Raw genomic sequence first — 24,732 nt, 5'->3', positions numbered from 1 at the left:
CCTTGACTGGCGATCACAGCAGTTCTTTCAGATGAGCCACCACGCTGCGAGGCAACGCCGTCAGATCGTATCCACCTTCAAGCATCGACACGATCCGACCACTGCAATGCTCCTGCGCGATCGCCTGCAGTTCTTTGGTGATCCAGGCATAGTCCGCATCGGACAGCGCCAGTGACGACATGTCATCAAGTACATGCGCATCGAACCCGGCGGAAATGAATAGAAACTGGGGGCGGAACTTGCGCAGCGCGGGCAACCAGTGGTCGGAAATCGCGGTGCGAAAACCGGCGCCATCAGTACCCGCGCTGAGTGGTACATCGACCAGATTTGCAGTCTCTGAATCGTGGCCGGCAAACGGGTAGAACGGGTGTTGGAAACTGGAACAGAACAACACACGATTGTCGCGCATGAAAATATCCTCTGTCCCGTTGCCGTGATGCACGTCGAAATCCACGATGGCCACCCGTTCTACACCGTGAACGTCCATCGCATGGGCTGCGGCGACAGCAATGTTATTGAACAGGCAAAACCCCATTGCCTGATCATGTTCGGCGTGGTGGCCCGGGGGGCGTACCGCGCAAAAGACCGGGCCAGCTTCGGCTTTCATGATCAGATCGACGGCCAACACCCCTGCGCCAGCCGCGCGTTCGGCTGCGGCCAGTGTGCCGGGAGACATCACCGTATCTCCGTCGATCTCGACAGATCCGTCTGTGGGGGCCATGTCATAGACTCGCGAAATATACTCTCGGTCGTGAACGCGTTCCAAAGCCTCCCGGCTAACCTTGGGGGCATCGTAGCGGCGGATGACGAAATCCAACCCCGACATCAACAACTGGTTGTCGATTGCCTCAAGCCGCTGGCGGCATTCGGGATGACATGGGCCTGCGTCGTGTTCCAGACAGTCGGAGTGCGAAACAAAACCTAGCATTTATGCACTCTTTCGGATGGCGGAAGCCTGATCATAACGAGCGCTCAACCTGCACGACATCACTGTCACTGGCGAACGTCTGGATGCTGAATCCAAGTTCTTTCATCAAATCCAGCATCGGCTGGTTTCGCGCCAGAACAGAGCCTTCGATAGAGGTCAGGCCATGATCGCGGGCGGCCTCCATCAGTGCTTTCATCAGCTTCGTACCGATGCCCTGATGCTGCAAATCGTCCGATACCACGATGGCGAATTCGCAGCTGGTATTGTCATCATTGATGTAATAGCGCGCCACGCCGTGCTGCCGGGTCTTGCCGTCTTTTTTGGTCACAGCAACCAAGGCCATTTCCCGGTCGTAGTCGATCTGGGTGAAGCGCGAGAGCATGGCGGGGCTCAGTTCTTTCAGCGTGGCCATGAAGCGCAGTTGTTTCGCGCCCGGAGACAGTTCACGCACAAATGCCTGTTCACTTTCGGCGTCCTCGGGGCGGATTGGTCGAATTGTCAACGCCGTTCCGTCATCCAGATGGTACGCGCGGGAAAGATGTTTTGGGTAAGGTGCAATCACAAGGTGATCAAACGGACCGTCGCCCGCTGGCGGGCGATGGACAACGATACGCACGTCGACCGCCATGACATCCTCCGGTCCGGCAAAAAGCGGGTTGATGTCCAGTTCGTGCACTTCGGGTAGTTCGGTTACAAGTTCCGACACGCGGCACAGCACGTTGATAACAGCGGCGCGGTCCACGGCCTCGCGATCTCGCACTGCTGTCAGCAGCTTTGACACCCGCGTCCGGTCGATCAAACGGTTTGCAAGCACCTCGTTCAGCGGTGGCAGCGTGACGGAGCTGTCGCGCAACACTTCGACCATGGTACCGCCCGCTCCAAACACGATGCTGGCGCCGAAAACCGGGTCGCGGCTTGCCCCGACCAGCAATTCACGGGCGTCGCTGACAGCTGCCATCCGCTCGACCGTTACACCTAGCAGGGATGCATCGGGACGCGCCAGGGCAGCGGCCTCCATGATCTCGTGAAAGACGCGCTTTACATCACTGGCACCCATTATGTTGGTGCGAACGCCGTGCACATCGGATTTGTGCGAAATCTGCGGCGAGTTAATCTTCATCGCCACGGGAAAACCCACCGTCTCGGCAGCGATCAAGGCCGATGCGGCGCTGTCAGCCGGTAACGTTGTCGTGACCGGGATGTGGAAACAGCGCATCAGCGCCTTAGCTTCAATGTCGGACAGCATCGACCTGCCGTCAGCAAGCACGCCTTGGATGATCATCCGCGCACCTTCCAGGTCGGCCGGTTCAAGATCCGAAAGCGGACCCGGCGTTTCTTGTGCCAGAAGACGGTTGGCGTGATGCTGGGCAAGATAGGAAAACGCCTCGACCGCACGTTCCGGTGTTGTAAAATCCGGGATGCCGTTGCTGCTGAGCAAGGCGCGCCCTTCATTTACCGATGTCTCACCCATCCAACAGGCCAAAACCGGTTTTTTCGGTCGCTTGCCCACTGTTTCAACAACGGCCTGCGCCGCGGCAGTGGCATCGGTCATAGATTGCGGTGTCAGCATCACCAGCAACCCGTCAAACGCATCATCCTTCACGCCAGCGGCTATCGCCGCGCCGAACTGGTCTGCGGTTGCGTCCCCGATGATGTCGATCGGATTGCCCCGCGACCAGTTCGGCGACAGGACCTTGTCCAGTGTCTTGAGTGTCGTTTCCGAGGGTTGAGACAGATCGATATTGAAATCTCCTGCCCGATCGGCAGCCAAAACGCCCGCGCCGCCGCCATTGGTGATGACGCCCAATCGGTTGCCACCCGCGCGGCGATGCGCGGAAAGGATTTCAGCGGCAGCAAAAAGCTGGCCGAACGTGTCGACCCGCACCGCGCCGGCACGTCCGAGCGCCGCATCGAACACCGCGTCAGATCCGATCAGGGCACCCGTATGCGTGGTTGCCGCCCTCGAGCTTTGCACATGGCGCCCGGATTTCAGCACTATCACGGGTTTTATCCGCGCAGCCCCGCGCAGCGCACTGACAAAAGACCGGGCCTGACGGATACCTTCGACATAAAGCAAAATGGCGTCAGTATCCGGATCGGATGCCAGATATTGCAGCACATCGCCAAATCCCACATCCGCAGAATTGCCCAAAGAAACCAGCGCCGAAAAGCCAAGGTGGTTGGGGCCGGCCCAATCGGATATTGCGGAACACAGCGCTCCGGATTGAGAAATCAACGCGATACGCCCTTTTGGTGTCGCCGATTTCAGGAAGGTTGCGTTCATTCCAATAGTCGGGCGGACCAAGCCAACGCAGTTTGGTCCAAGCAATCGGATGCCGTTGCGCCGCGCTGTTTCCAGCAATTCTGCTTCCAGCCGTTTTCCTACGTCACCTGCCTCTCCGAAGCCGGCAGACAGAACGATAGCGTGTCTGGTGCCTGATTTGGCGCAATCGCGAATGATGTCGGGTATCGTGTGGGCGGGAGTGGCAATAACCGCCAGGTCGATATGCGCGCCGACCTCACCGAGGGTCGCGTGACAGGCTTTGTCGGCGATTTTGTCGTGCTTGGGATTGATCGGCACAACCGGGCCGGTAAAGCCCCCGCTCAGCAGGTTGGCATAGACTTGCGAACCGACGCTTTTGCCCGAGGCGCTGGCCCCAAAAACGGCGATTGAGACAGGGTCGAGCATGGGAGCGAGCGGATTGGATTTCATCGAACGGTCTCCGAACAAAGGGGTGGACAGCGATTCATAATGGGTCGGAGATTTTCCTATGGACGTGATAACCAACCATCGCCTTGATCGAAATCACACCGGCCAGATTGAAAGCTTGGAGTCACGGACCATTCGCGGACCATTCGCGGACCATTCGCGGACCATTTGACGCCCAGTTCAGCAATTCAAGGCTTGATTGGCCAATGTCCGCATTGGGCTAGAATTACGAGGCTTGGGCGATCCATCGCCAAAAAGTCGTGTCATCAGAAAACACAACAGGTGCCCGCTTTGTATCACGAGCGAAGAGCCTAAACTGCGGGGATCATTTGACCGTGTGTACAACCTTCATCACCGGCACATCTTTCGCTCAAGAAATGCCGCGGTTAGAACCAATTCCCGATCTTGCCCAGCTCCTTCTCGATCTCTTTGCCGAGGCGGTCCAACCGGTGGGCGATATCCTTGAGCGAGATCGTGATGTTTGCGGACTTGGGTAAAGGTCCATATTTTGCCTTGGCCTTGACGCTGAAAATGCCAGTCTTTGACGACATACCGATACTGAGAGATTTAAGTTTCAGACCTCCCCCGAGATCAATCGGATGTTTTTTGAAGTCAGCGCTTGCCGACATCGACGCCACGTAGTGTCCGGGGCTGCGCGCACCAAGAACACAATTAAGCGAAATCTTCTCTCCCTTGAACTTGATCACTGCGCTAAGCGAGAACCCTTGATTGGTCAGCTCAAGGCTCGTCGTGTCCGAAAAACCCAGGACATCGACGAAATAGCTGGCGTGCAGATAGGGAGGTTTGCTGGTGCTAAAGGCGAATTGCGGCCCCTTCGAATGGTCGCGGGCATCGGCCACGGTAAAGACTTTCGGAACGCCAAACGCCTTACTCGTGGACAAGCTTCCGGACATGCCCTTGGTCGTGATCTGCAAATCGGCATGGGCCGGAAAGTTGAAAATATCCGCATCCCCCTGGAACGCGAACCCGTCATCGTAGCACGACCTGTCGGACAGGCGGCAGGTGCCGGAAGGATCGGTGCAGCTCCAGATCAGCAGGTTGCTGAACGAGATGCCGCGATTGAGCTCTCTGGGTAGTTTCGCGCCGCGGCACAACACTTTGAACATCGGCGCGAGATCAAGATGGCTGTAGCTCGCCTTGAGGAAAGTCGGGCTGAGTTCCGGCAGCGCGAAGGCGAAGCCAAATGACGCACTCTCCTTTCCAATCCACATGGAGCCGTCCAGACCGATGATGAAAGCTTCGGGCTCGATCGAGAAACTTGCGCCGATGTCCTTGAGTGTCAGGCCCGTGGCGTTCTTCGGCGGGGCGAGGCTCTGGGACTGGTCGTGCGCATGTCCGACAAAGCTCAGGACGGGACCCGCTTTGGTCTCTTCGGCTTTGACGGCGCCGGTAACCTCAACGGTCTGACCCTGCGGTGCGGGGAACAGGACGTCACCGCTGACCGCGATAGACGGCTCAAGGGACAATTCCATCTTGGCACGTTTGATTTCCATGGTCGCGGGTTTGCGGGTACCGGGCACTTTGAGATGCAGATCCAGATTTCCGAGATTGGCGGAAAACGTCGTGTCTTTGGCCGAGGGGCCGATGCTGGCCTGCAACAGAAGTTCGGGCGTTCCCCCCAGCAGCCCCGAGACCGCCTTGCCCAGAACTGATGACTGAGACTTATTCATCGCGAGGTCTGCGCCGACATTCAGCCCCGTCGTCAGATCGAACGTGTGGGCACCAAGCTTGGGAAAAAATTTGCTCTCGATAGAAACATTGCTGGTCGACAGAGCAAGGAAGGATTGGCGAAAGGTCAGAACCTTGTCGACGACCGCGAAATCCCGGGAAAGGTCGGACATCTTCCAACCCTTTTGCGTCGCCACCCCCAGCGCGAGTGTGGGCGAGTCTGTTGTGCGTGCGACATAGACAAAGGCATCCTCTTTGAGTGAATTCCTCCCGGCGACTAACAGGTTTTGATCGGCAAGATTGAGCGTCAGCTCACCCGCTACCATGTCGAGGCCCTTTGGCGTGGAAAGCTTGTCCGTCCTTGGACCGCTCCCCTTGAGGCCCAAAACCTTGAGAACATCCTCGAACACGACAGGTGACTTGGGGTCGGTTTTAAGCTTACCTGAAAGAACAGATATTTTCGGGCCGAACGTATAGCCGATTGAGAGGGCGCCAGACCTGCCGATGCGTGTCTCGCCCTCCAGCCCGAGCCGGGTAAGTCTTAGCTTCTTCTTGCCGCTGTACTCGATCATCAGCGACAGGCTTGTCGCGCTGCTTGCGAACGGCAGGAAATCGGCCTGTTTCAGCCTGCCCTTTGACGCAAGCGTCCAGCCCTTCTTACCATCCCTTTCGATGGACATGGTGATCAGGTCGATAAGCGTTTCTTTCATCTGACCGGGGGCCTTGGCCTTACCGGCGCTGAGCTTGCTAACGACCGAACTCAGCGAGGCCGGCTTGCTTAGCTGGGACGTCAGGCTGAAACTCTCCGTCCGCTTGGAAAGCGCAACTTCTACGTCGAAGTCGATCCCACCGAAGTTGAGATCGGCACGGAGCAATCCTTTTGCCGCTCTCTTCGCCCCGTTATAGGTCAGGCTAACCGAGATATCCTTGAGCGAGAGTGCATCGTTTCCGAAAAGTGGATACGCATAGGATTTGGAGGCCCCGGTGGCGGTAACGGTCCAGGTCTTTGCCTTGTAATCGGGATCGTTGGTGATCACGATCTTGATGTCACCAATGGAGGTGACGGCAAGCGTCCCGCCGAACTTGTCCTTGATGAGCTTTCCAAGAGTTGTCGTCTGTGCCATGCGCAATGCTCCTGTTAGAATGGGAGTGATCCAAACCGTTCATTAAATTGATGTGTTGCAAACTATTGTGATCGTCACACGAGCAACCCGCAGATGTCTACTGGAATGGAGATTCATACCCCGGCGACCCTCTGCGTCGGTCAACCCATGCAACAGGTGGAAACATCACCTAAATCTTTGAAATAAATAATAATTTTTCGCCATGACGCATGTCCGTGCGGCACAGCTCCAGAGAGCATCGTAATCTGACATCATTGCTTCACGGTTGCCAAACCGGACAGCTATATGGCACTCTTTTGCCATTGATTGACGGGTTTTAAGATGTTTATTCGCCAGAAAGACAACCTCGCTAATGGCATCCGTCTGCTCGCCGCAATGAGTGGATTTGTTTCGGCCCCCAGTCCAAAATCCGGCCTCGCGGTTTACGATGCCATCCGCAAGATCGCCGCACGTCCGCCGAAATCACTTGTAACCATGGCCGACGAACTGACCGAGGCCGCCCGAACCGCTCTGGCCCGCGCTCTTGATGCACCAAAGGACGCAGACATCCTTTTCGTCCAGATGGTCGAAGCGGGCCTTCTGACGCCACAGGAGATCACGGCAAATAGCATGGATGCCGAGGCTTGCACCACGGCGATGCTGGCCAAACTCTCTGACAAGACCGATCCGACCGGCGAGATGCGTCGCCCGGAAATGTGCAAGCTCTTTACCGGGATTGTTCAGTCCACGCTTGTCCCGCTATTTCGCACGAAGGCGTACGCGGCCGACCTGACACCCGCCTACATGGCGGAAAGCTTGCAGTCAGCACACCGCGCCGAGCACAAGATCGACCACGTCGCCGCAAAGCTCGACAATCTTGAGGCACAAACCAGGGATACCCTCGATGCCCTGGCTCTTCGCTTCGGGGAGCCCGCGCCGGAGGAGATGACCTCAGCCAACCTGCGCGCGTTCCTGATCGAGAAGGCGCATGATTACCGTGCCCTCCAACAAGAAGTAGAGACGCTCCGTGGTACAACGCCGCGCATCGACAACGTGCTTTCAGCAGTCGAAGCCTCAATTGCGACTCTCGACCTCGAAGAGGCTGAACGCCTCCTCGTCTCGGTCCGCGAGACCAGCTCTGACGCGCTCCGAAAACCGTTGGAGGACAATGCGCGCGTGATGGAGGCCCAGGCCCGCATTGCGATGATGCGCCAGCGACCTGAGCGGGCGTTCACGCTATTTTCGAGCGCCGCCGACAGCTTCGCAGCCCTTGATCCGCTTGAACCATCACGCAGGCGCCTGTCCTATGCGCGGGCCTTCTACGAATATGGCGAGCGTTTTGGTGGTCCTGTAACCGAATTTGCGGAACGCGTCGCACACGCGATTCTGGCAGCCGTCGACACCTCCAATCCCAAGATTTTCGCCGAGGCGCAGAACCTGCTCGGCCTCTCCCTCTTGTCTCAGGGCCGGTATGCCACCGACGCCAGCGGCAGCGACATCCTAAACCGGGCTATCGAAGCGTTTACAATCACCGCGAACACGCCGGATGGACACTTACGCGCGGCGTCACTGGATCATCTTTCGATGACCCGGATGACTCAGGCCCATCGCGCCAAGCCGTCTGATCGGGTAGACTTGCTACGCGCAGCGATCACGGGGTCGCGTGAAGCGATCGAGCTGTTTGGTGATGACCAGCCGTCGGTGGCACGAGCGCTCAACAATTTGGGCAATGCTCATCTATTGCTCGCCGACCAGTTAGATGGCGCCGAACTTGTTGAGACCCTCGACCAGGCGTTCTCGGCTCTCGACCGCGCCACACGGCTGTTTGGTGACCTTGGGGACATCATAAACATGGCCGGCGCGAGGTTTGGCGTCGCTACGGTGATCGAACGCCAGGCGAAAGTCTATGGTGATCCGGCGCGGCGGAAGCGGGCGATCGACGAGTTCGACAAAGCGCGGCAATTCTACCGTGAGCAAAAGATGCCGCAGGATGCTGCTATGGCCTCCGGGGCCATGGGCTCTGCCCTGCTGACCCACGCGACGAACGCGCCTCCGGAACATATCGTCTCACTCCTGACCGCGGCTGAGTCTGCGCTTGGCGATGCCGCGGCACATTATCGGGACACCGAACAGCCCCTGCTCGAAGTGGCGCTGCTGCGCAAGCTGTCTATCTCGAAGGAAATGCGTGCTCTAGCATTACCTGCGCCAGAGGCTTTAGACCTGTTGCATCAAGCGCAGGCGCATCTCAAACGGGCGGTAGAACTTGGTGCTGCTGGCCGCGAAGTTGACCTGCTTCACGCAGCGCAGGAACGGATTGAGAATAAGCTTGCCGGACTTGCCCAATGACCCTTCCAGACTTCTTGCAGGAACCTAGAAAACCGAGCTTCGAGATTTTTCCGAAAGCTCCGTGAGATACTCGGCCTTATTGTCCGGATTTCTGCAAATCCAAGTGACGTATGCAAAGCGAATGCTGCAGCCCGTTGGCTGGTCAAGAGCAGGAATGGACCCGAACGCAGACTAAGCTAAACCCAGCCTTATCGCTTTTTTGGCGCGGCTTGCTTGCCTTTCACGGCCTTCGCCACAGCGGCGCGGGCGCGGTTTTTCTTGCTGTTTGGCTTGCTTTTAGGGGGAGGTGGCCCTTTGCCGCCACCGCGAGGTTTGTGAATACCATCCTTGCCCACGGCCTTGCTTGACGTGCTGCCTTCGCCAGCTTTTGACTTGCCCTCGGAACGCGACTTCGAAGGTTTTTGTCTGTTCAAAGGTGCGTGCACAGCGGTGTCTAATCCTTCCGTACCAGGTTTTTGACCCTGCGGTTTGCGGGGTTTGCGATCTTCGGGCTTAGGTTTGCGGCGACGTGGTTCCGGCGCGTCGTTCCAGTCAATAGGCAGTGTGCCGCCTTTGCGATGGCCTGACCCGGACTTGGGCCCACGATCAGGCTTGGCGCGTTTGAAAGCCGGCAGGTCTGGCGCTTTGTCCAGACGCACAATATCTTTAGACCCCTCAATCTTCATGCCGGGGCCAACTGCGGCCAGAAAGCCTTTGACGCTGGCTTCGCGGATTTCGACATAGGACAGGTCGTCGGTGATGCGGATCGCGCCAATATCGTCTTTGGTTATATCGCCCGCCTTACAAATCATTGGCAGCAAATGACGCGGGGACGCGGCTTGATTGCGTCCTTCTGACAGTGAAAACCAAACGCTGGGGCCGAAGGCGGCGCGTTTTTTGCGATCCTCGGGCTGAACCGCGCCCAGTTCTTCGGGCGCGGAATGGCGCATCTTGTATTGCCGCATATAAGCTGCGGCGATTTGTTCAGGTGTGAATTTCTCGATCAGTTTATCGACTGCGGCGCGTTCACTCTCGGTGATCTCGGCCTGCCAGTCCTCCGCAGCAAGCATACGTACCTGATCGCGTGCGTCCACGTCGGCAGCCGAGGGCGCCGAGCCCCAATCCGCATTGAGTTTGGCGAAATTCAGAATGCGTTCCGCCTTTTTACGCGACGACGGCACAACCACCAGTGCGCTCACGCCCTTGCGCCCCGCGCGACCGGTACGGCCCGATCGGTGTAAGAGGGTTTCGTGACTGCCCGGCAATTCGGCATGGACCACCAGATCAAGCTTAGGCAGATCAATCCCCCGGGCAGCGACATCTGTCGCGACACAGACCCGCGCCCGCCCGTCACGCATGGCTTGCAATGCGTTGGTTCGTTCACTTTGGGTCAGTTCACCGGACAACGCCACGACCGAAAAACCACGGTTAGACAGCCGCGTTGTAAGGCGCGACACCATTGCACGGGTGTTGCAAAACACAAGCGCATTGGGTGCCTCGTAGTAGCGCAGCACATTGATGACTGCGTTTTCCCCGTCGCGCGCAGCCACCATCATGGCACGGTACTCAATATCGGTATGTTGCGTTTGTTCGCCAACCGTAGATATCCGTTCCGCGTCGCGTTGATAGCTTCGCGCAAGCTTGGTGATCGAGCTGGGAACGGTGGCGGAAAACAGCAGCGTCTGACGCTGTGCTGGTGTTTCCTGTAAAATGAATTCCAGGTCCTCGCGAAAACCCAGGTCGAGCATTTCATCGGCCTCGTCCAGCACAACCGAGCGGACTTTGGTCAGATCAATCGAGCCGCGCATGATATGGTCGCGCAACCGTCCCGGTGTAGCGACAACGATATGGGCGCCGCGTGCCAATGCACGGCGTTCGTCGCGCATGTCCATACCTCCGACACAGGAGGCGAGAGACGCGCCTGCATCCGCATAAAGCCAGCCAAGTTCACGCTTAACCTGCATTGCCAATTCACGTGTCGGGGCGATGATCAGAGCCAGCGGCGTGCCTGCCTCGCTGAATGTCTCACCGTCGCCCAGCAACGTGGGCGCGATCGCCAATCCAAACCCGATGGTTTTGCCCGATCCGGTTTGGGCTGAAACCAAAAGATCTCGCCCCTGCAGTTCCGGTTGGGTGACGGCCTGTTGAACAGGCGTCAAAGTATCATAGCCCTTGCGGGCAAGCGCATCTGCGATCGTTTTTTTCAAGGCGGAGGTTCTTTGTATTGGGCAGGTGATATGGGCCGTACGGAATCACAAGCGACGCGTCATCCAAGGTTAAAGACAGTGCACTATCGGGTGAAGCGCAATTTGTATAGGCAAGGTTTTCCTGTCGCGCCTAAAGTCACCCTATTTCTCTCAGACGGCTACGACGTGTCATGCAAATTTGTTGCTGTCCTAAATACATGGACCCCGCCCACCTGACGACGACGTTGACCAATTTGGGTAAGTGGGCCGTTCTCCAACCGAATGTGCAACATAGCCTCTGTCATCTGCACACAAAAGCAGATATTCGCAGAATGTATGCGCGATGGCTGGATGAGCGAAGATACGACTAAATTCTGCTACGAGCCCAAAGCGGACAGTGCAGACGATAGATGCCGAGCCTACTACTGATATAGCCCTTGCTTTTCTTGCCACCAATTTTTTGCTTCAGATAGCAGCAACTGAGTACATGTGTCGGCTATTTCTGCTACTCCTGATGGCGTTCCTCGATACTCGCCATAGCTTGTCTTGCCAAAGCTAAACCACCGATCTCCGCCATCTAGTGCACCTAATCTTCGTTGGTCTTTGGTTGCACTGACTCTCAGCCTATTTGTCTTCGCTTGGGGTTCAAAGAAGACATTCTTTCGCTCAGGATCAGCATACCCAAGGTTCACGCAAAAGCTGCCACCTGCACTATAATATTGGAAGTTAACTAGAGCTATAAACTTATCGCTTTCTCTATAGAAATTTGGAAACGAGCCCTTAAACCCTTGTTCTCGCAACACCGGAACACACCGCTCCTTGAGCGCAGCTTCCATCGTTTTCCGCTTGGAGTTATACACTGTTTTTCGAAGAGGCCTAAGGAGTTTACCAAACATTTTTCTACGTTAGCACCTTATGTCAAATGCTCAACGTCCGCTTCGTCCACAAAGCGATCATTTCAATCAATAGCTGTATTCGGCATAAATCCGATCCAGATCACCGTTCCAGTCGCCATTGTAGTGATCAAGCAACTCATCCGCAGGGACCTTTCCGCTCTCCACGCTTTCCTTGAGCGCATTGAGAAAATGTGTCTCGTCCGGCACCAGCCCACCTGCGCCGCTGCGTGCCCGTGCCTTCAGCCCGGCCTCTGAGATCGCGACGGCTTCGCGCGCCAGATCGTGCATGTTGATCTTGCCCACCTGCGCCTGCAAAGCGTTTTCACTGGCGGCCACGCGCAGGGCCTCGCGGGTCTCGGTGTCCCAGTCCTTGCACAGGTCCCATGCCGCATCGAGCGAGGATTGATCATACATCAGCCCGACCCAGAAGGCCGGTAGCGCGCAAAGCCTGCGCCAAGGGCCACCATCGGCGCCGCGCATCTCCATGAACTTCTTAATGCGGGCTTCGGGGAAGGTCGTTGTCAGGTGATCGGCCCAATCGCTCAGGGTCGGTTTTTCACCGGGCAGTGCAGGCAATTCACCCTTCAGGAAATCACGGAATGACATGCCCAACGCATCGACATACCGGCCATCGCGGTAGACAAAATACATCGGTACATCAAGGGCATAATCCGCGTATTGCTCGAACCCGAAACCTTCCTCGAAAACGAAGGGCAGCATGCCCGTCCGGTCCGCATCCAGATCGCGCCAGACACGGCTGCGCCAACTCTTGTGGCCATTGGGCTTGCCGTCAAAAAACGGCGAATTCGCGAATAGTGCAGTCGCCACTGGTTGCAGGGCCAGCGCCACACGCAGCTTCTGCACCATGTCGGCCTCGGACGCGAAGTCCAGATTGACCTGCACCGTGCAGGTCCGGCGCATCATTGACCGGCCCATGGTGCCAACCTTCTGCATATAGGCATCCATCAGCTTGTAGCGGCCCTTGGGCATCATCGGCATTTCCTCATGCGACCATTGCGGCGCCGCGCCCAGACCGATGAAGCCGACACCGACCTTATCGGCGATGTCCTTCACGTCGCGCAGATGCGCGTTCACCTCGTCGCAGGTTTCGTGAATGGTCTCTACCGGAGCGCCCGACAGTTCCAGCTGTCCGCCCGGCTCAAGCGAGACATTGGCCCCATCCTTTTCCAGCCCGATAAGCTTGCCGCCCTCTTCCAGCGGGGCCCAGCCATGCAGATCACGCAGCCCCTCCAACACGGCCAGAACGCTGCGCTCGCCATCATAGGGGATGGGCTTGAGCGTATCACGACAATAGCCGAATTTCTCGTGCTCGGTGCCGATGCGCCACTCATCCTCGGGCTTGCAGCCGCTTTCCAGATATCCGGCCAATTGTTCATGGTGCTCTATCGGTCCGCCGCCGGATTGAGGAATGGACATGGTGGACGCTCCTGCATGTGGTTTCGGGCGCCAGTGGTGAAACGACTGGTTCGGGGTGTCAAGCGGCGATTGCCTGCACAAAGACACAGAAATTTGATGCTTGTTCTGTAGCTGTACACAACCTCTACGCTATTTCGTTCAAAAAAGGAGTAAGCCTGTTGCGCAAAGAAGCCGCCCCAACCGACCACTCCCGTCGGCAATTTTCCGTCGGCCTATTCACAGCTTTAGCAACTGTTATCGGCACCAGTAAGTTGGCCGTGGCGCGTGGCGGCGGCGGTGATGCGCGCCAAGACCGGGAAGAGCAGCAGCGGCGGGCCAAACGCAAAAATGCCGCACGTACATCGAGCATTACTCAGGCGCAATTCATGCGGGGTTCGCGCAGCAAGCATTTCGAGTACAGTCAAAATTTAAACTATAATGTGGAAGGCTTTTCACCTGAAATGTCGGTGGAACTGTTCAGGATGGGCTATTCCAACCTGCCCCGAACCAATGCCCTGTTAGGCAAGTTGATGAAAGTCTCGCGGCTGCAGGCACGCAGCGATATTTTACGCCAGGAGGTCGCGCAGGCCCGCAAAGACGTTGAAACCGGATGGGGAGTTTCATCACAGAAACAAAAGCGCAAGAACTATCTGGACGCGGTCACCCGTTGGGCCGGGAACCCGCGCGAAGGGCGGCTGAGCGCGCAATAAGATCGAGTTTCCCAACCACTAATGCATCAATGCAGTTTTGAAAGATCGGGGACCCGTTCCCAGATTATGATCGGGCGGGCAGAACTGCGCCCCATCTCGGCCAGCATGAATTCGGTTCTGATGCCTGGCAGGCTAGCGAAGGCGTCGAACAGCGCTTCGGCACCCGCGGCGTTGAGCGGTATATACAGATCGGCCTGGCCAGCCTGGCTGAGCACCCAGTGCGCCGGGGTTCCCGTCGGATCGAGGGTCAGGCTGTTCATCTCGCGCAGGGCTACCACGCCGCCATTGAGCGGACCGAAATAGGCAACAGCCCCCTCATCCACCTGCACAACGCCAGGGCCGCCCTGATTGCCGCGGAACCGACCGCGCTGCACCCCCGAAAGCAATAAAAATATGCCCACGGCCAACACCACATATCCCAGCCAGCGCAGTAGTTCACCTGTGCTAATCGCCCAATAGGCCCCCACGACAAGAACCGCGATCGCCACCAGCACCTCGCGCCACTGCCAGATCGCGCGGCGCGCTTCGGGGCGAATAAAATTCATGTCCAGTCTCCCAATGCCTGCTGCCAAACCGTCAGCGCCGCGACCGCCGCAGTATCGGCGCGCAGGATGCGGGGACCAAGGCTGACTGAGTGAGCGTAAGCCGCATCGCCCAAACGCGCACGTTCGGCTTGCGAAAACCCACCCTCGGGACCGATCAGAATGGCCCATTTCTCTCCACCTGCCATGCGCAACGTCTTGGCGGCACCGACCAGAGCCTCGTCACAGAACATCAACTGGCGATCTTCGGGCCATTCTTCCAGTACACGGCTGAGCTTTTGCAGTTCGCACACCTCAGGCACAAACGTGCCGCCACATTGCTCGGCGGCCTCAACCGCGTGGGCCTGCAGACGGTCTTGCCGGATACGGTCGGCATTGGTGAAATCAGTCTGGACCGGACAGATGCGCCGCGCGCCCATCTCGGCGGCTTTTTCAACGATAAAATCAGTGCGGGCCTTTTTGATCGGCGCAAAGATCAGCCACAGATCGGGTGGCATCTGAAGCGCTTTCGACTGGGTCTTGACCGCCAAAACGCCGCCGCGTTTCCCGGCCTCGGTGATATCGGCCTGCCATTCGCCGTCCTTTCCGTTAAAGAGCGCAACAAGGTCCCCCACCGAACGCCGCATCACCCCGAAAAGATAATGCGCCTGATCGCGGTTCAGAGGAACCGATTGCCCTTGCCCCAGAGGGTGCTCTACATAAAGCCTGATCTTTGCCGACGTCATGGGGCCAACATATGACCGAGACTGACAAGACGCCAGAGGCAGCGGGCCAGGTCGCCGATGCCTATCGCGGCAACTGGGTTGACCGATTGGCACCTCCCGCGACGCGCCCGTATTTGAGGCTTTCCCGCGCCGATCGTCCTATTGGTACATGGCTGTTGCTGCTTCCTTGTTGGTGGGGGTTGTTACTGGCGATGCTTTATGACGGACGCGCCAGCGCCCATGATCTGTGGATCTTTGCCGGTTGCGCAATCGGCGCGTTCCTGATGCGCGGTGCAGGCTGTACCTGGAACGATATCACCGACCGGCATATCGATGGATCCGTCGCGCGTACCGCCTCACGGCCTATTCCATCCGGGCAGGTCAGCGTCCGTGGCGCGCTGATCTGGCTGGCCGCGCAGGCGCTGATCGCCTTCGCCATCCTGCTGAGCTTCAACATTGCCGCGATCGGACTGGGTGTGTTGTCGCTCTTGCCGGTGGCGATCTACCCCTTTGCCAAACGCTTTACCTGGTGGCCACAGGCGTTTCTGGGCATTGCATTCAATTGGGGCGCGCTTCTGGCATGGACAGCTCATACCGGCGCATTGCACTGGCCTGCGGTGATCCTCTATCTGGCCGGTATCGCCTGGACGCTGTTTTACGACACGATTTATGCCCATCAGGACGCCGATGATGACGCTCTGATCGGGGTGAAATCCACCGCGCGCCTGTTCGGGTCGAACTCTCCGAGGTGGTTGCGCTGGTTTTTGGTGCTGACGGTGACGCTGATGGCGCTGGCGGTGATGCTGACAACACTCGACGGGCATTTCGCTGCTGTGCTGGTAGCAATCTGCGGGCCCTGGGCGCTCGGCTGGCACCTGCAATGGCAGCTCAGGCATCTGGATATCGACGATCCGGCAGGTCTGCTGAAACTCTTCCGGTCAAATCGTGATGCCGGACTGCTGCCCCTGCCGTTTTTCGCCGCTGCCCTTTTCCTTTGATTGAACTCGGGGGCGCAGGGCCCTAAACACGTCAGAGGAACAACTAGTTACCGGCCTTGTCATGCGCCTGTCTGCCATCTTTGCGGTTACCGCCAGCTTTATCGTCGCGGCGATTCTCTGCCTGATCGCAGCAAGCTTTTCCGTCCGCATCATCGAAGACGTCTCGCGCAACGACGTGCGCGATGAGTTGGACCGGGAGGGCCTGATCTGGTCCGAGGTCGATGCCGATGGATTGCAGGTGTTTCTGGGCGGCACCGCACCAACCGAAGCACTCCGGTTCAAGGCATTGTCCGTTGCCGGTACGATTGTTGATGCAGCACGCGTTATTGACCAGATGGATGTGGCCGATAGTGCCGACATTGCACCACCTGATTTTTCGATTGAAATCCTGCGTAACGACAGCGGCCTTTCCTTGATTGGTCTTATTCCAGCTTCGACCGACCGCGAACAACTGCTGGAAGACGTGATCGATGCAGCCGATGGCTCAGAGGTGATAGATTTGCTGGAAACCGCAGATTATCCGGCCGCTGACACTTGGGATCATGCCCTGGACTATGCGGTGCGCACGATCAAAAAACTACCGCGCACCAAAATTTCCGTCGCCGCAGAGCGTATTGAAATTACGGCGATGGCGGATACGGCAGAGCAGAAGGACAAGATCGAAGCTGATCTGGCGCGCAATATCCCTGACGGCATTCGCCTGGCAATTGATATATCGGCGCCGCGTCCGGTTATCACTCCCTTTACACTCAGGTTCCTGATTCAGGATGGGCAGGCGCGATTCGATGCTTGTTCGGCCGATACCGAGGCGGCGCGTGATGCGATTCTGATGGCCGCCGCCAAAGCCGGGCTGCGCTACGATGCAGACTGCACCATCGGTCTGGGTGTCCCGTCGCCGCAATGGGGCAAGGCCGCAGCGCAGGCCATTGCCGCCCTCGGTCAGCTTGGTGGTGGAAGTGTCACCTTTTCCGATGCCGACATTACGCTGGTGGCAGCGCAGGGTATTGTGGAAAACCGCTTTGACGATGTGGTGGGCACTCTCGAAACCTCGCTGCCCGAGGTGTTCGCCCTGCATGCAGTTCTGCCATCCGCGCCTGAAAAAACCACTGAAATTACACCCGAATTTGTCGTCACCCTGTCGCCCGAAGGGCTGGTCCAGATCCGCGGGAGAGTGGGTAGCGAGACGACCCGCGACACGGTCAACAGCTTTGCCAAGGCCCGTTTCTCCTCGGACAGCGTGCACAATACCGCCCGGATCGCCAACGGCCTGCCGCAGGACTGGCCGACACGTATCCTCACTGGTCTTGAAGCGCTTTCGTACCTGTCAAACGGTGCGGTCACCGTTACGCCCGAAATTGTCGAGATCTCTGGCAATACCGGTCAGAGGGGTGCCAATGCCGTCATCGCGCAGTTCCTGTCAGACAAACTGGGCGATGCGAAAGAGTTTTCAATCGATGTTAACTACCAAAAGGCACTTGATCCGGTTGCCAGCATTCCAACACCCGATGAGTGTGAAGCCACGATTGCAAGCATCCTGACCGAGCGTAAGATCAATTTCGAACCCGGTTCAGCCACGATCGACGAAAATGGCGTGGTGATCATAGATGACATTGCTGAAATCCTGAAGAAATGCGGCGAGCTTCGCATGGAAATCGGCGGTCATACCGATAGTCAGGGTCGCGAAGTCATGAACCAACAACTCAGCCAATCGCGCGCTCGTGCAGTGCTCAGCGCTTTGCGCGAACGCCGCGTGCTGACATCGGCCCTGACCGCCAAGGGCTATGGCGAAAGCGCGCCGATCGCCGAAAATGACAGCGAGGAAGGCCGCGAAGCCAACCGCCGTATAGAATTCAAATTGATCCGCCCCGAGCCGATCAAGGAAAGACAGACGGGGCTTGAAAGCCTGGAAGAACAAATTCAGGTCGAAGACCCGGCAAACACAGCCGAACAGAACCAGGAAGATACGCCAGATGAACAGAACTGAGTTTATCATTGCCACCGCCATCGTGCTGTTCGTGGCGTTTTGCCTGGGATGGTTCGCCAACTGGCTGGTGCATCGCTTCATCCGTGTGGCCGGGTCGGACGTGGGCGAATTGGAGAAAATGGCACAGGAATTGCACGAAGCAGAAGAAACCCGCGATCAGGCCATCACCTATTTGCAGCAGCGTGAAGCGGAATTGACCAACCAGCTCAGCCAGACCGAGGCCGAACTATCCGCCACTATGGACGGGCTGCGCGAAGCCCGCCGAGAGGCTGAGGACCTGCGCGGCCATCTTGAACGCATGAGCCAAAGTCAACCTGAGGCTTAAATCGGTTCTGTCGGTGCTTGTATTCACCAGGGGCCATTCAGCAGAGCTGCTGTCGAGCTATCATATTTCAAACCCGGCGATCAGCGCGCACTTTACCGATCAGCTTGAGCGGTCTGGCTGCGGCTCGTGCAGTGCGTCTGCCGCCATAACCCGGATTGTCTGAAGCAAGGTCATCCCAAGCAACAGTAGTGCGCCGGAAATGGCATAGGCTGCGAAGGCCATTAAAAGCGTCGAACCCGACGCGTAGGTGATTATGCCAAAAACGACGCCAAATAAAACAGAGCAGAATACCATGCCGACAATCATGTTACTTCCCGTCAAAGCTGTGGTCCCTGCCCTGAACAGACATGAAAAAGGTTACACTTCGATTAATTTCAGCCTTTTGAGCGAGGCCAGCCCGACCGGTGATCGAGGCGGGGCCGACTGATGCGTGGCGATCTGCGTCATAAATCTGGCGCCCGACACTGGTCTGACATTCCGGCAACTACGTGCTGAGAGCATAAAAACGGGGCCTTTCGCCTTTTCTTCTTGGCATCTATAAGGTGATTTAACGCACCGTGTTGTATCACGGGCCCATCGAGCATGATCACCACAGGACGACGCGTAAAATGTCGATATTATACAAAATCCCAGGCCTGTTCGCGCAGGACATGGCAATTGATTTGGGAACCGCGAACACGCTGGTTTACGTCAAAGGACGCGGAGTGATCCTGTCTGAACCGTCGGTTGTGGCCTATCATGTCAAGGACGGTGTCAAAAAAGTGCTGGCCGTGGGCGAAGATGCAAAGCTGATGCTGGGCCGCACCCCGGGCAGTATCGAGGCGATCCGCCCGATGCGCGAAGGTGTCATTGCCGATTTTGACACTGCCGAGGCGATGATCAAACACTTTATTCGCAAGGTGCATAAGCGCTCCTCTTTTTCAAAACCCAAGATCATCGTCTGTGTACCACATGGCGCGACTCCAGTTGAAAAACGCGCCATTCGCCAATCGGTGCTGAGCGCGGGCGCACGCCGCGCCGGCCTGATCGCCGAGCCGATCGCGGCCGCCATCGGCGCTGGCATGCCAATCACCGATCCCACCGGCAACATGGTGGTGGATATCGGCGGCGGGACAACCGAGGTTGCCGTTCTGTCACTGGGCGACATCGTTTATGCTCGTTCGGTCCGCGTCGGCGGTGACCGCATGGACGAAGCGATCATTAACTATCTACGCCGCCAGCAGAACCTTCTGGTAGGCGAATCCACCGCCGAGCGGGTGAAAACATCCATCGGCACCGCGCGGATGCCCGATGACGGGCGCGGCAGTTCGATGCAGATTCGGGGCCGTGATCTTTTGAACGGCGTGCCAAAGGAAACCGAGATCAGCCAGGCCCAGGTGGCCGAAGCGCTGGCCGAACCGGTGCAGGCAATTTGCGAAGCGGTTATGACCGCACTGGAAGCGACCCCGCCCGATCTGGCGGCGGATATCGTAGACCGCGGCGTGATGCTGACCGGCGGCGGTGCCCTTCTGGGTGATCTCGACCTGGCGCTGCGCGAACAGACCGGGCTGGCGGTATCAATCGCCGATGACAGTCTGAACTGCGTGGCCCTGGGCACCGGCAAGGCGCTTGAATTTGAAAAACAGTTGCGCCACGCGATTGACTACGACAGCTAAGGCGACCACCTTTTAGACAAAAGGAGAGCCATTGGCGAGTGACCGAGAACAATCCGGCGAATTCACCGGCCCGTTAAGGCGATTGCTTTTCGGGGTCTTGCTGCTGTTTCTGCTTGGGCTCTTCCTGCTGTGGCGCATTGACAGCCCCCGGGTCGAACGGTTTCGCGCGCAGGTGGTTGACCGGGTCGTACCCAGCTTTGACTGGGCCATGGCGCCGGTGACAGGTACTGTAAACATCCTGCGTGACTTTCAGAGCTATCGCCGCATCTACCAGCAAAATCAGGAATTGCGGCGCGAATTGCAGCAGATGAAGGCCTGGAAAGAGGCCGCGCTACAGCTAGAGCAGGAAAATGCGCGCTTGCTGGATTTGAACAATGTACAGCTCGATCCGCGCCTGACCTATGTCACCGGCGTCGTGCTGGCTGACAGTGGATCGCCGTTTCGCCAGTCGGTGCTGTTGAATGTCGGCGGGCGCGACGGGATTGTCGATGGATGGGCCGCGATGGATGGTCTTGGGCTCATCGGGCGCATTTCAGGTGTTGGCAACAATACCGCGCGGGTGATCCTGCTGACCGATACCTCCAGCCGCGTTCCCGTTACCATCCAGCCGTCCGGTCAACAGGCACTGCTGATTGGGGATAATACTGCCGCCCCGCCGATTGATTTCATCGAAGATGCCGATCAGGTCAGGCCGGGCGACAGGGTCATGTCGTCGGGCGATGGGGGTGTGTTTCCGGCCGGATTGCTTGTCGGTCAGGTCGCGGAAGACCCGGGCGGACGCATGCGGGTGCGGCTGGCCGCCGACTATGAACGCCTGAAATTTCTACGCGTCCTGCGCCACTACGGTAACGAATCTATCACCGACCCTGGCAACCTGATCGCCCCGGCGCTTCGGAACGATCCATCCGAGACGCCTGAAACCTCCACCGACACAACGGCGGAGGGTGAAAATGGCTGACACTCGGCGCCCCCTGATGATGCGCAGCCTCTATGTTCTGGTTTGCGTGGTCCTGTTGTTCCTGCAGCTCTTGCCGCTCGATACCGTCCCCAAGGCCTGGGCTGCGCCCGAACTGATGTTGGCGGTTACCTTCGCCTGGGTGCTCAGACGGCCCGATTGTGCACCGCCTGTATTGATCGCACTAATCTTTCTGCTGGCTGATTTTCTGGTGCAACGCCCCCCCGGGCTATGGGCAGCACTGGTGCTTCTGGGCAGCGAAACGCTGCGAAACCGCGCGCCCGGTTTGCGTGATCTGACCTTCCCTGTCGAATGGCTGACCGTCGCCACGACGCTGGTGATCATGACCCTGGGGTATCGCATCATCCTCGGGCTGACGGTAATCGATCAGGCACCGCTTGGCCTCAGCCTGATCCAGATGGTGATGACGCTGATCGCGTATCCCATCGTCGTGCTGATAACCCAAAGCGTCTTTGGCATCCGCAGGCGCGGCCCCAGAGATACCGATACGCGGGGATACAGGATATGAAGCGCCCGGCCAAAGACACTGCCGACAGTCAGCGCAAGATCACGCGGCGCGGGCTTATTCTTGGCGGGGCACAGGCTGGTTTCATGACCCTCCTGGCGCTGCGAATGCGATATATGCAGGTGGAACAGGCTGATCAGTTTCGCCTGCTTGCCGAAGAGAACCGCATCAATATACGTCTGATACCGCCGGCACGTGGCCGCATCTTTGACCGCACCGGTGCGATTGTGGCCGAAAACGCCCCCAGTTATCGCATCACCATGGTGCGCGAGGATGCCGGTGACGTGGAAGAGGTTATCACCCGGCTGTCAAAACTGGTCGAGCTTGACCCGGACCTGCTGAAACGCGCGCGGCGCGAATTGAAGGAGTTGCGCGGCGATACCCAAGTGACGGTGGCCGATCGCGTCAGTTGGGACGAGATCAGCCGTGTCGCGGTCAACGCCCCTGCCCTGCCCGGTATTACACCCGAGGTCGGACTGTCACGACACTATCCCGGTGGTGGCGATTACGGCCATATCGTCGGCTATGTCGGCGCCGTCAGTGACCGCGATCTCGAGAATATAGACGCGCCGGACGCCTTGCTGCTTATCCCCCGGTTCCAGATCGGCAAGATCGGTCTGGAAGTGAAGATGGAAGATACGTTGCGCGGCACCGCCGGTACCAAGCGGGTCGAGGTCAACGCAGCCGGTCGTGTCATGCGCGAACTTGACCGCAAGAAAGGTGTGGCGGGACAAGATATCCAGATCACCGTCGACAACGAGCTGCAGGCCTATGTCAACGACAGGCTTGATGGAGAAAGTGCCGCAACGGTGGTGATCGATTGCGAAACCGGCGATCTGCTGGCCTGCGCCTCGTCGCCGAATTACGATCCCAACCTCTTTGTCCGCGGCATCTCCAGCGCTGACTACAAGGCACTTCTGGAAAACAAATACCGGCCTTTGCCAAACAAGGCCGTTCAAGGTGTCTATCCGCCGGGATCAACCTTCAAGATGGTCACCGCGCTGGCAGCGCTTGAAAGCGGCGTGGCCGTTCCGGGCGATACGGTCTATTGCCCGGGACATCTGAGGGTCGGCGGGCGGCGCTTCCACTGCTGGAAACGCGCAGGCCACGGCTATGTGGATCTGCACCGTTCATTGCGCGAAAGCTGCGATGTCTACTATTACGATATGGCACAACGTGCGGGCATCGAGCGGATAAGCGACATGGCCCGGCGCCTGGGCCTTGGCGTCGTGCATGACCTGCCGATGACAAGCGTTTCTCAAGGGCTGGCGCCGACCAATGAATGGAAACTGGAGAGCAAGGGCAGCGAATGGCTGCGCGGCGATACGGTGAATGTGGCGATTGGACAGGGCTATGTTCTGGCCTCTCCGTTGCAGCTTGCGGTGATGACCGCACGGCTTGCGACCGGCAAGATGATCAAGCCGCGGCTGATCAAATCCATCAATGGCGTCGAGGAAGCCATTGAGCCGCCCGAGGATCTTGGGCTCAACGAAAACCTTCTGAGACTGGTGCGCAAGGCGATGTACGCGGTCTCGAACAGTAACCGTGGCACCGCCTACCGCAGCCGGATCGTCGAAGATGCCTTCAAGATGGCGGGCAAGACGGGCACCAGCCAGGTGCGGAACATCACCAAGGCCGAGCGCGCGCGTGGTGTGACCCGTAACCGCGACCTGCCGTGGGAGCGGCGCGATCACGCGCTCTATGTGAACTTTGCACCGTTCGACAAACCCAAGATTGCGGTTTGCGTCGTGGTCGAACATGGCGGTGGCGGCTCGACCGCGGCGGCGCCGATTGCGCGGGATGTTACGTTGCAGGCGCTTTACGGCGGCGAGCCACCGCTGACAGCCTATCCAACAGCCGATCGTGCCCGGATCAAGGAACAGCAGGAAAGGCTACGCCAGATCCGGCCAGATCGCCATAAAGACAAAAGCGACCGCGCATGAGTTATCTGGAATATACCGTCAAGACCACGCCCACAGGGTTCCGCAAGGTGCTCTATCTCAACTGGCCCTTGATCGTCCTGTTGATCGCGGTCGCCTCGGCGGGTTTTCTGATGCTCTATTCGGTGGCGGGCGGATCTTTTTCACCCTGGGCCGGACCACAGATGAAGCGTTTCGCGCTTGGTCTCGTGTTGATGCTCTTCGTCGCCATGGTGCCCATATGGTTCTGGCGAAACATGTCGGTCGTCGCCTACATCATCTCGCTCCTGCTGCTTGTCGCGGTGGAACTTGTCGGCATCGAAGGCAAAGGGGCGCAGCGCTGGATAAACCTCGGATTCATGCGTCTTCAGCCCTCGGAACTGATGAAAATCGCGCTCGTCATGGTGCTGGCCGCCTATTACGACTGGCTGCCCCTGAAGAAGACCTCGCGTTTCATATGGGTCGTGCTTCCAGTGATCCTGATCCTGATCCCGGTAGCATTGGTCCTGAAGCAGCCAGATCTCGGCACGTCGATCCTGCTAATCACCGCAGGAGCGCTTGTGATGTTCCTGGCGGGCGTGCATTGGGGATATTTCGCGGTTGTGATCGCGGCGGTTGTCGCGCTTATCACAACTGTATTCCAGAGTCGGGGAACACCCTGGCAGCTATTGAAGGACTACCAGTTCCGGCGCATTGATACGTTTCTGGACCCTTCCAGCGACCCGCTGGGGGCGGGATATCACATCACACAATCCAAAATCTCTTTAGGGTCCGGCGGTTGGGCAGGGCGCGGGTTCATGCAAGGCACGCAATCAAGACTGAATTTCTTGCCCGAAAAGCACACGGACTTTATCTTTACAACGCTGGCGGAAGAGTTCGGGTTTGTCGGTGCTTTTTCACTTTTGTCGCTTTATGCGCTGATCGTTTTCTTCTGTATCATCGCTGCGCTGTCCAACAAGGATCGCTTTTCGTCCTTGTTGATCCTCGGTGTTGCGGCAACCTTTTTCCTGTTCTACGCGGTCAACATGTCGATGGTCATGGGGTTGGCGCCGGTGGTGGGGGTGCCTTTGCCGCTGGTCAGCTACGGCGGATCGGCGATGCTGATCCTGCTCATCGGTTTTGGCCTGATCCAGAGTGCGCATATCCATAAACCAAGGTGAC

Annotated in this window: 19 protein-coding genes; 10 read left to right on the top strand and 9 right to left on the bottom strand. The window is 58.0% G+C overall.

Annotated elements, in window-relative coordinates:
* Window positions 1-13: 13 nt before the first annotated feature.
* The 3 genes from LC334_RS11875 to LC334_RS11865 all read right to left on the bottom strand — a co-directional run bounded on the left by LC334_RS11875 (window position 14) and on the right by LC334_RS11865 (window position 6,451).
* Window positions 14-928 (bottom strand): histone deacetylase family protein, encoded by a 915-nt coding sequence (locus LC334_RS11875; RefSeq protein ID WP_085800754.1) that lies wholly within the window; start codon window positions 926-928, stop codon window positions 14-16.
* 31 nt (window positions 929-959) lie between these two features.
* Window positions 960-3,641 carry a bifunctional acetate--CoA ligase family protein/GNAT family N-acetyltransferase gene (locus tag LC334_RS11870; protein ID WP_085800753.1) on the bottom strand — a complete coding sequence of 894 codons (2,682 nt, stop codon included), beginning with the start codon at window positions 3,639-3,641 and terminating at the stop codon, window positions 960-962.
* A 383-nt stretch (window positions 3,642-4,024) separates the two neighbouring features.
* The gene (locus LC334_RS11865) at window positions 4,025-6,451 is read right to left on the bottom strand and encodes a hypothetical protein (RefSeq protein ID WP_085800752.1); all 2,427 of its coding nucleotides are present in this window, start codon (window positions 6,449-6,451) and stop codon (window positions 4,025-4,027) included.
* Window positions 6,452-6,772: 321 nt separating this feature from the next.
* Between LC334_RS11865 and LC334_RS11860 the strand changes: the two genes are divergently transcribed.
* Window positions 6,773-8,776 carry a hypothetical protein gene (locus LC334_RS11860; RefSeq protein WP_085800751.1) on the top strand — a complete coding sequence of 668 codons (2,004 nt, stop codon included), beginning with the start codon at window positions 6,773-6,775 and terminating at the stop codon, window positions 8,774-8,776.
* Window positions 8,777-8,964: 188 nt separating this feature from the next.
* On the opposite strand, the gene LC334_RS11855 is transcribed toward LC334_RS11860, so the two are convergent.
* The 3 genes from LC334_RS11855 to LC334_RS11845 form a co-directional block, all read right to left on the bottom strand.
* The gene (locus tag LC334_RS11855; RefSeq protein WP_085800750.1) at window positions 8,965-10,962 is read right to left on the bottom strand and encodes a DEAD/DEAH box helicase; all 1,998 of its coding nucleotides are present in this window, start codon (window positions 10,960-10,962) and stop codon (window positions 8,965-8,967) included.
* A gap of 401 nt (window positions 10,963-11,363) precedes the next feature.
* Window positions 11,364-11,777 (bottom strand): DUF4304 domain-containing protein, encoded by a 414-nt coding sequence (locus LC334_RS11850; protein WP_176237696.1) that lies wholly within the window; start codon window positions 11,775-11,777, stop codon window positions 11,364-11,366.
* A gap of 126 nt (window positions 11,778-11,903) precedes the next feature.
* Window positions 11,904-13,274 (bottom strand): glutamate--cysteine ligase, encoded by a 1,371-nt coding sequence (locus LC334_RS11845; protein WP_085800748.1) that lies wholly within the window; start codon window positions 13,272-13,274, stop codon window positions 11,904-11,906.
* 158 nt (window positions 13,275-13,432) lie between these two features.
* Here LC334_RS11845 and LC334_RS11840 point away from each other — a divergent pair, with 158 nt between their 5' ends.
* Entirely contained in the window at window positions 13,433-13,963 is a 531-nt protein-coding gene (locus LC334_RS11840) for a hypothetical protein (protein WP_139836393.1), read from the top strand.
* Between the two features lie 26 nt (window positions 13,964-13,989).
* Here the strand turns inward: LC334_RS11840 and LC334_RS11835 are convergent, their stop codons facing one another.
* Window positions 13,990-14,508 carry a hypothetical protein gene (locus LC334_RS11835; protein ID WP_085800746.1) on the bottom strand — a complete coding sequence of 173 codons (519 nt, stop codon included), beginning with the start codon at window positions 14,506-14,508 and terminating at the stop codon, window positions 13,990-13,992.
* Complete coding sequence (locus LC334_RS11830; RefSeq protein ID WP_085800745.1) at window positions 14,505-15,230, bottom strand: 16S rRNA (uracil(1498)-N(3))-methyltransferase; 726 nt, start codon at window positions 15,228-15,230, stop codon at window positions 14,505-14,507. Before LC334_RS11830 ends, LC334_RS11835 begins: the two co-directional genes overlap by 4 nt.
* Window positions 15,231-15,241: 11 nt before the next feature.
* Between LC334_RS11830 and ubiA the strand changes: the two genes are divergently transcribed.
* From ubiA to LC334_RS11815, 3 genes are all read left to right on the top strand, one after another.
* Window positions 15,242-16,207 (top strand): 4-hydroxybenzoate octaprenyltransferase, encoded by a 966-nt coding sequence (gene ubiA, locus LC334_RS11825; protein ID WP_085800744.1) that lies wholly within the window; start codon window positions 15,242-15,244, stop codon window positions 16,205-16,207.
* A 61-nt stretch (window positions 16,208-16,268) separates the two neighbouring features.
* On the top strand, window positions 16,269-18,191 hold the full coding sequence (locus LC334_RS11820) for an OmpA family protein (RefSeq protein WP_085800743.1): 1,923 nt from the start codon (window positions 16,269-16,271) through the stop codon (window positions 18,189-18,191).
* On the top strand, window positions 18,178-18,516 hold the full coding sequence (locus LC334_RS11815) for a hypothetical protein (protein WP_085800742.1): 339 nt from the start codon (window positions 18,178-18,180) through the stop codon (window positions 18,514-18,516). Before LC334_RS11820 ends, LC334_RS11815 begins: the two co-directional genes overlap by 14 nt.
* A gap of 99 nt (window positions 18,517-18,615) precedes the next feature.
* Here LC334_RS11815 and LC334_RS11810 read toward each other — a convergent pair whose 3' ends face one another.
* Window positions 18,616-18,822: a hypothetical protein gene (locus LC334_RS11810; protein WP_085800741.1), complete on the bottom strand. Its 207-nt coding sequence runs from the start codon at window positions 18,820-18,822 to the stop codon at window positions 18,616-18,618.
* A 302-nt stretch (window positions 18,823-19,124) separates the two neighbouring features.
* On the opposite strand from LC334_RS11810, the gene LC334_RS11805 reads away from it, so the two are divergent.
* Genes LC334_RS11805 through rodA form a run of 5 tightly spaced genes read left to right on the top strand, consistent with a single transcriptional unit; the run spans window position 19,125 to window position 24,731 of the window.
* A complete protein-coding gene (locus LC334_RS11805) occupies window positions 19,125-20,171 on the top strand; it encodes a rod shape-determining protein (protein WP_085800740.1) in 1,047 nt (348 codons plus the stop codon).
* Window positions 20,172-20,202: 31 nt separating this feature from the next.
* Window positions 20,203-21,129 carry a rod shape-determining protein MreC gene (gene mreC, locus LC334_RS11800; protein WP_085800739.1) on the top strand — a complete coding sequence of 309 codons (927 nt, stop codon included), beginning with the start codon at window positions 20,203-20,205 and terminating at the stop codon, window positions 21,127-21,129.
* Window positions 21,122-21,655, top strand: a complete 534-nt coding sequence (locus tag LC334_RS11795; protein ID WP_085800738.1) for a rod shape-determining protein MreD — start codon at window positions 21,122-21,124, stop codon at window positions 21,653-21,655. Before mreC ends, LC334_RS11795 begins: the two co-directional genes overlap by 8 nt.
* On the top strand, window positions 21,652-23,595 hold the full coding sequence (gene mrdA, locus LC334_RS11790) for a penicillin-binding protein 2 (RefSeq protein ID WP_085800737.1): 1,944 nt from the start codon (window positions 21,652-21,654) through the stop codon (window positions 23,593-23,595). The genes LC334_RS11795 and mrdA overlap by 4 nt, the downstream gene beginning before the upstream one ends.
* The gene (rodA, locus tag LC334_RS11785) at window positions 23,592-24,731 is read left to right on the top strand and encodes a rod shape-determining protein RodA (RefSeq protein ID WP_085800736.1); all 1,140 of its coding nucleotides are present in this window, start codon (window positions 23,592-23,594) and stop codon (window positions 24,729-24,731) included. The genes mrdA and rodA overlap by 4 nt, the downstream gene beginning before the upstream one ends.
* The last annotated feature ends 1 nt before the right edge of the window (window position 24,732 follow it).

The organism is Roseovarius aestuarii (assembly GCF_019966515.1).
GTDB classification, from domain to species: domain Bacteria; phylum Pseudomonadota; class Alphaproteobacteria; order Rhodobacterales; family Rhodobacteraceae; genus Roseovarius; species Roseovarius aestuarii.
This window is presented reverse-complemented; position numbering and strand designations above follow the sequence as displayed.

What these genes read in the sequence shown, in the direction of transcription:
- LC334_RS11860 (WP_085800751.1), top strand. Translation starts at nt 6,773, where the DNA reads ATGTTTATTCGCCAGAAAGACAACCTCGCTAATGGCATCCGTCTGCTC.
- ubiA (WP_085800744.1), top strand. Translation starts at nt 15,242, where the DNA reads ATGACCGAGACTGACAAGACGCCAGAGGCAGCGGGCCAGGTCGCCGAT.
- LC334_RS11830 (WP_085800745.1), bottom strand. Translation starts at nt 15,230, where the DNA reads ATGACGTCGGCAAAGATCAGGCTTTATGTAGAGCACCCTCTGGGGCAA.
- LC334_RS11815 (WP_085800742.1), top strand. Translation starts at nt 18,178, where the DNA reads ATGAACAGAACTGAGTTTATCATTGCCACCGCCATCGTGCTGTTCGTG.
- LC334_RS11850 (WP_176237696.1), bottom strand. Translation starts at nt 11,777, where the DNA reads ATGGAAGCTGCGCTCAAGGAGCGGTGTGTTCCGGTGTTGCGAGAACAA.
- mrdA (WP_085800737.1), top strand. Translation starts at nt 21,652, where the DNA reads ATGAAGCGCCCGGCCAAAGACACTGCCGACAGTCAGCGCAAGATCACG.
- LC334_RS11805 (WP_085800740.1), top strand. Translation starts at nt 19,125, where the DNA reads ATGTCGATATTATACAAAATCCCAGGCCTGTTCGCGCAGGACATGGCA.
- LC334_RS11820 (WP_085800743.1), top strand. Translation starts at nt 16,269, where the DNA reads ATGCGCCTGTCTGCCATCTTTGCGGTTACCGCCAGCTTTATCGTCGCG.
- LC334_RS11845 (WP_085800748.1), bottom strand. Translation starts at nt 13,274, where the DNA reads ATGTCCATTCCTCAATCCGGCGGCGGACCGATAGAGCACCATGAACAA.
- LC334_RS11835 (WP_085800746.1), bottom strand. Translation starts at nt 14,508, where the DNA reads ATGAATTTTATTCGCCCCGAAGCGCGCCGCGCGATCTGGCAGTGGCGC.
- LC334_RS11810 (WP_085800741.1), bottom strand. Translation starts at nt 18,822, where the DNA reads ATGATTGTCGGCATGGTATTCTGCTCTGTTTTATTTGGCGTCGTTTTT.
- rodA (WP_085800736.1), top strand. Translation starts at nt 23,592, where the DNA reads ATGAGTTATCTGGAATATACCGTCAAGACCACGCCCACAGGGTTCCGC.
- LC334_RS11795 (WP_085800738.1), top strand. Translation starts at nt 21,122, where the DNA reads ATGGCTGACACTCGGCGCCCCCTGATGATGCGCAGCCTCTATGTTCTG.
- LC334_RS11870 (WP_085800753.1), bottom strand. Translation starts at nt 3,641, where the DNA reads ATGAAATCCAATCCGCTCGCTCCCATGCTCGACCCTGTCTCAATCGCC.
- LC334_RS11875 (WP_085800754.1), bottom strand. Translation starts at nt 928, where the DNA reads ATGCTAGGTTTTGTTTCGCACTCCGACTGTCTGGAACACGACGCAGGC.
- LC334_RS11865 (WP_085800752.1), bottom strand. Translation starts at nt 6,451, where the DNA reads ATGGCACAGACGACAACTCTTGGAAAGCTCATCAAGGACAAGTTCGGC.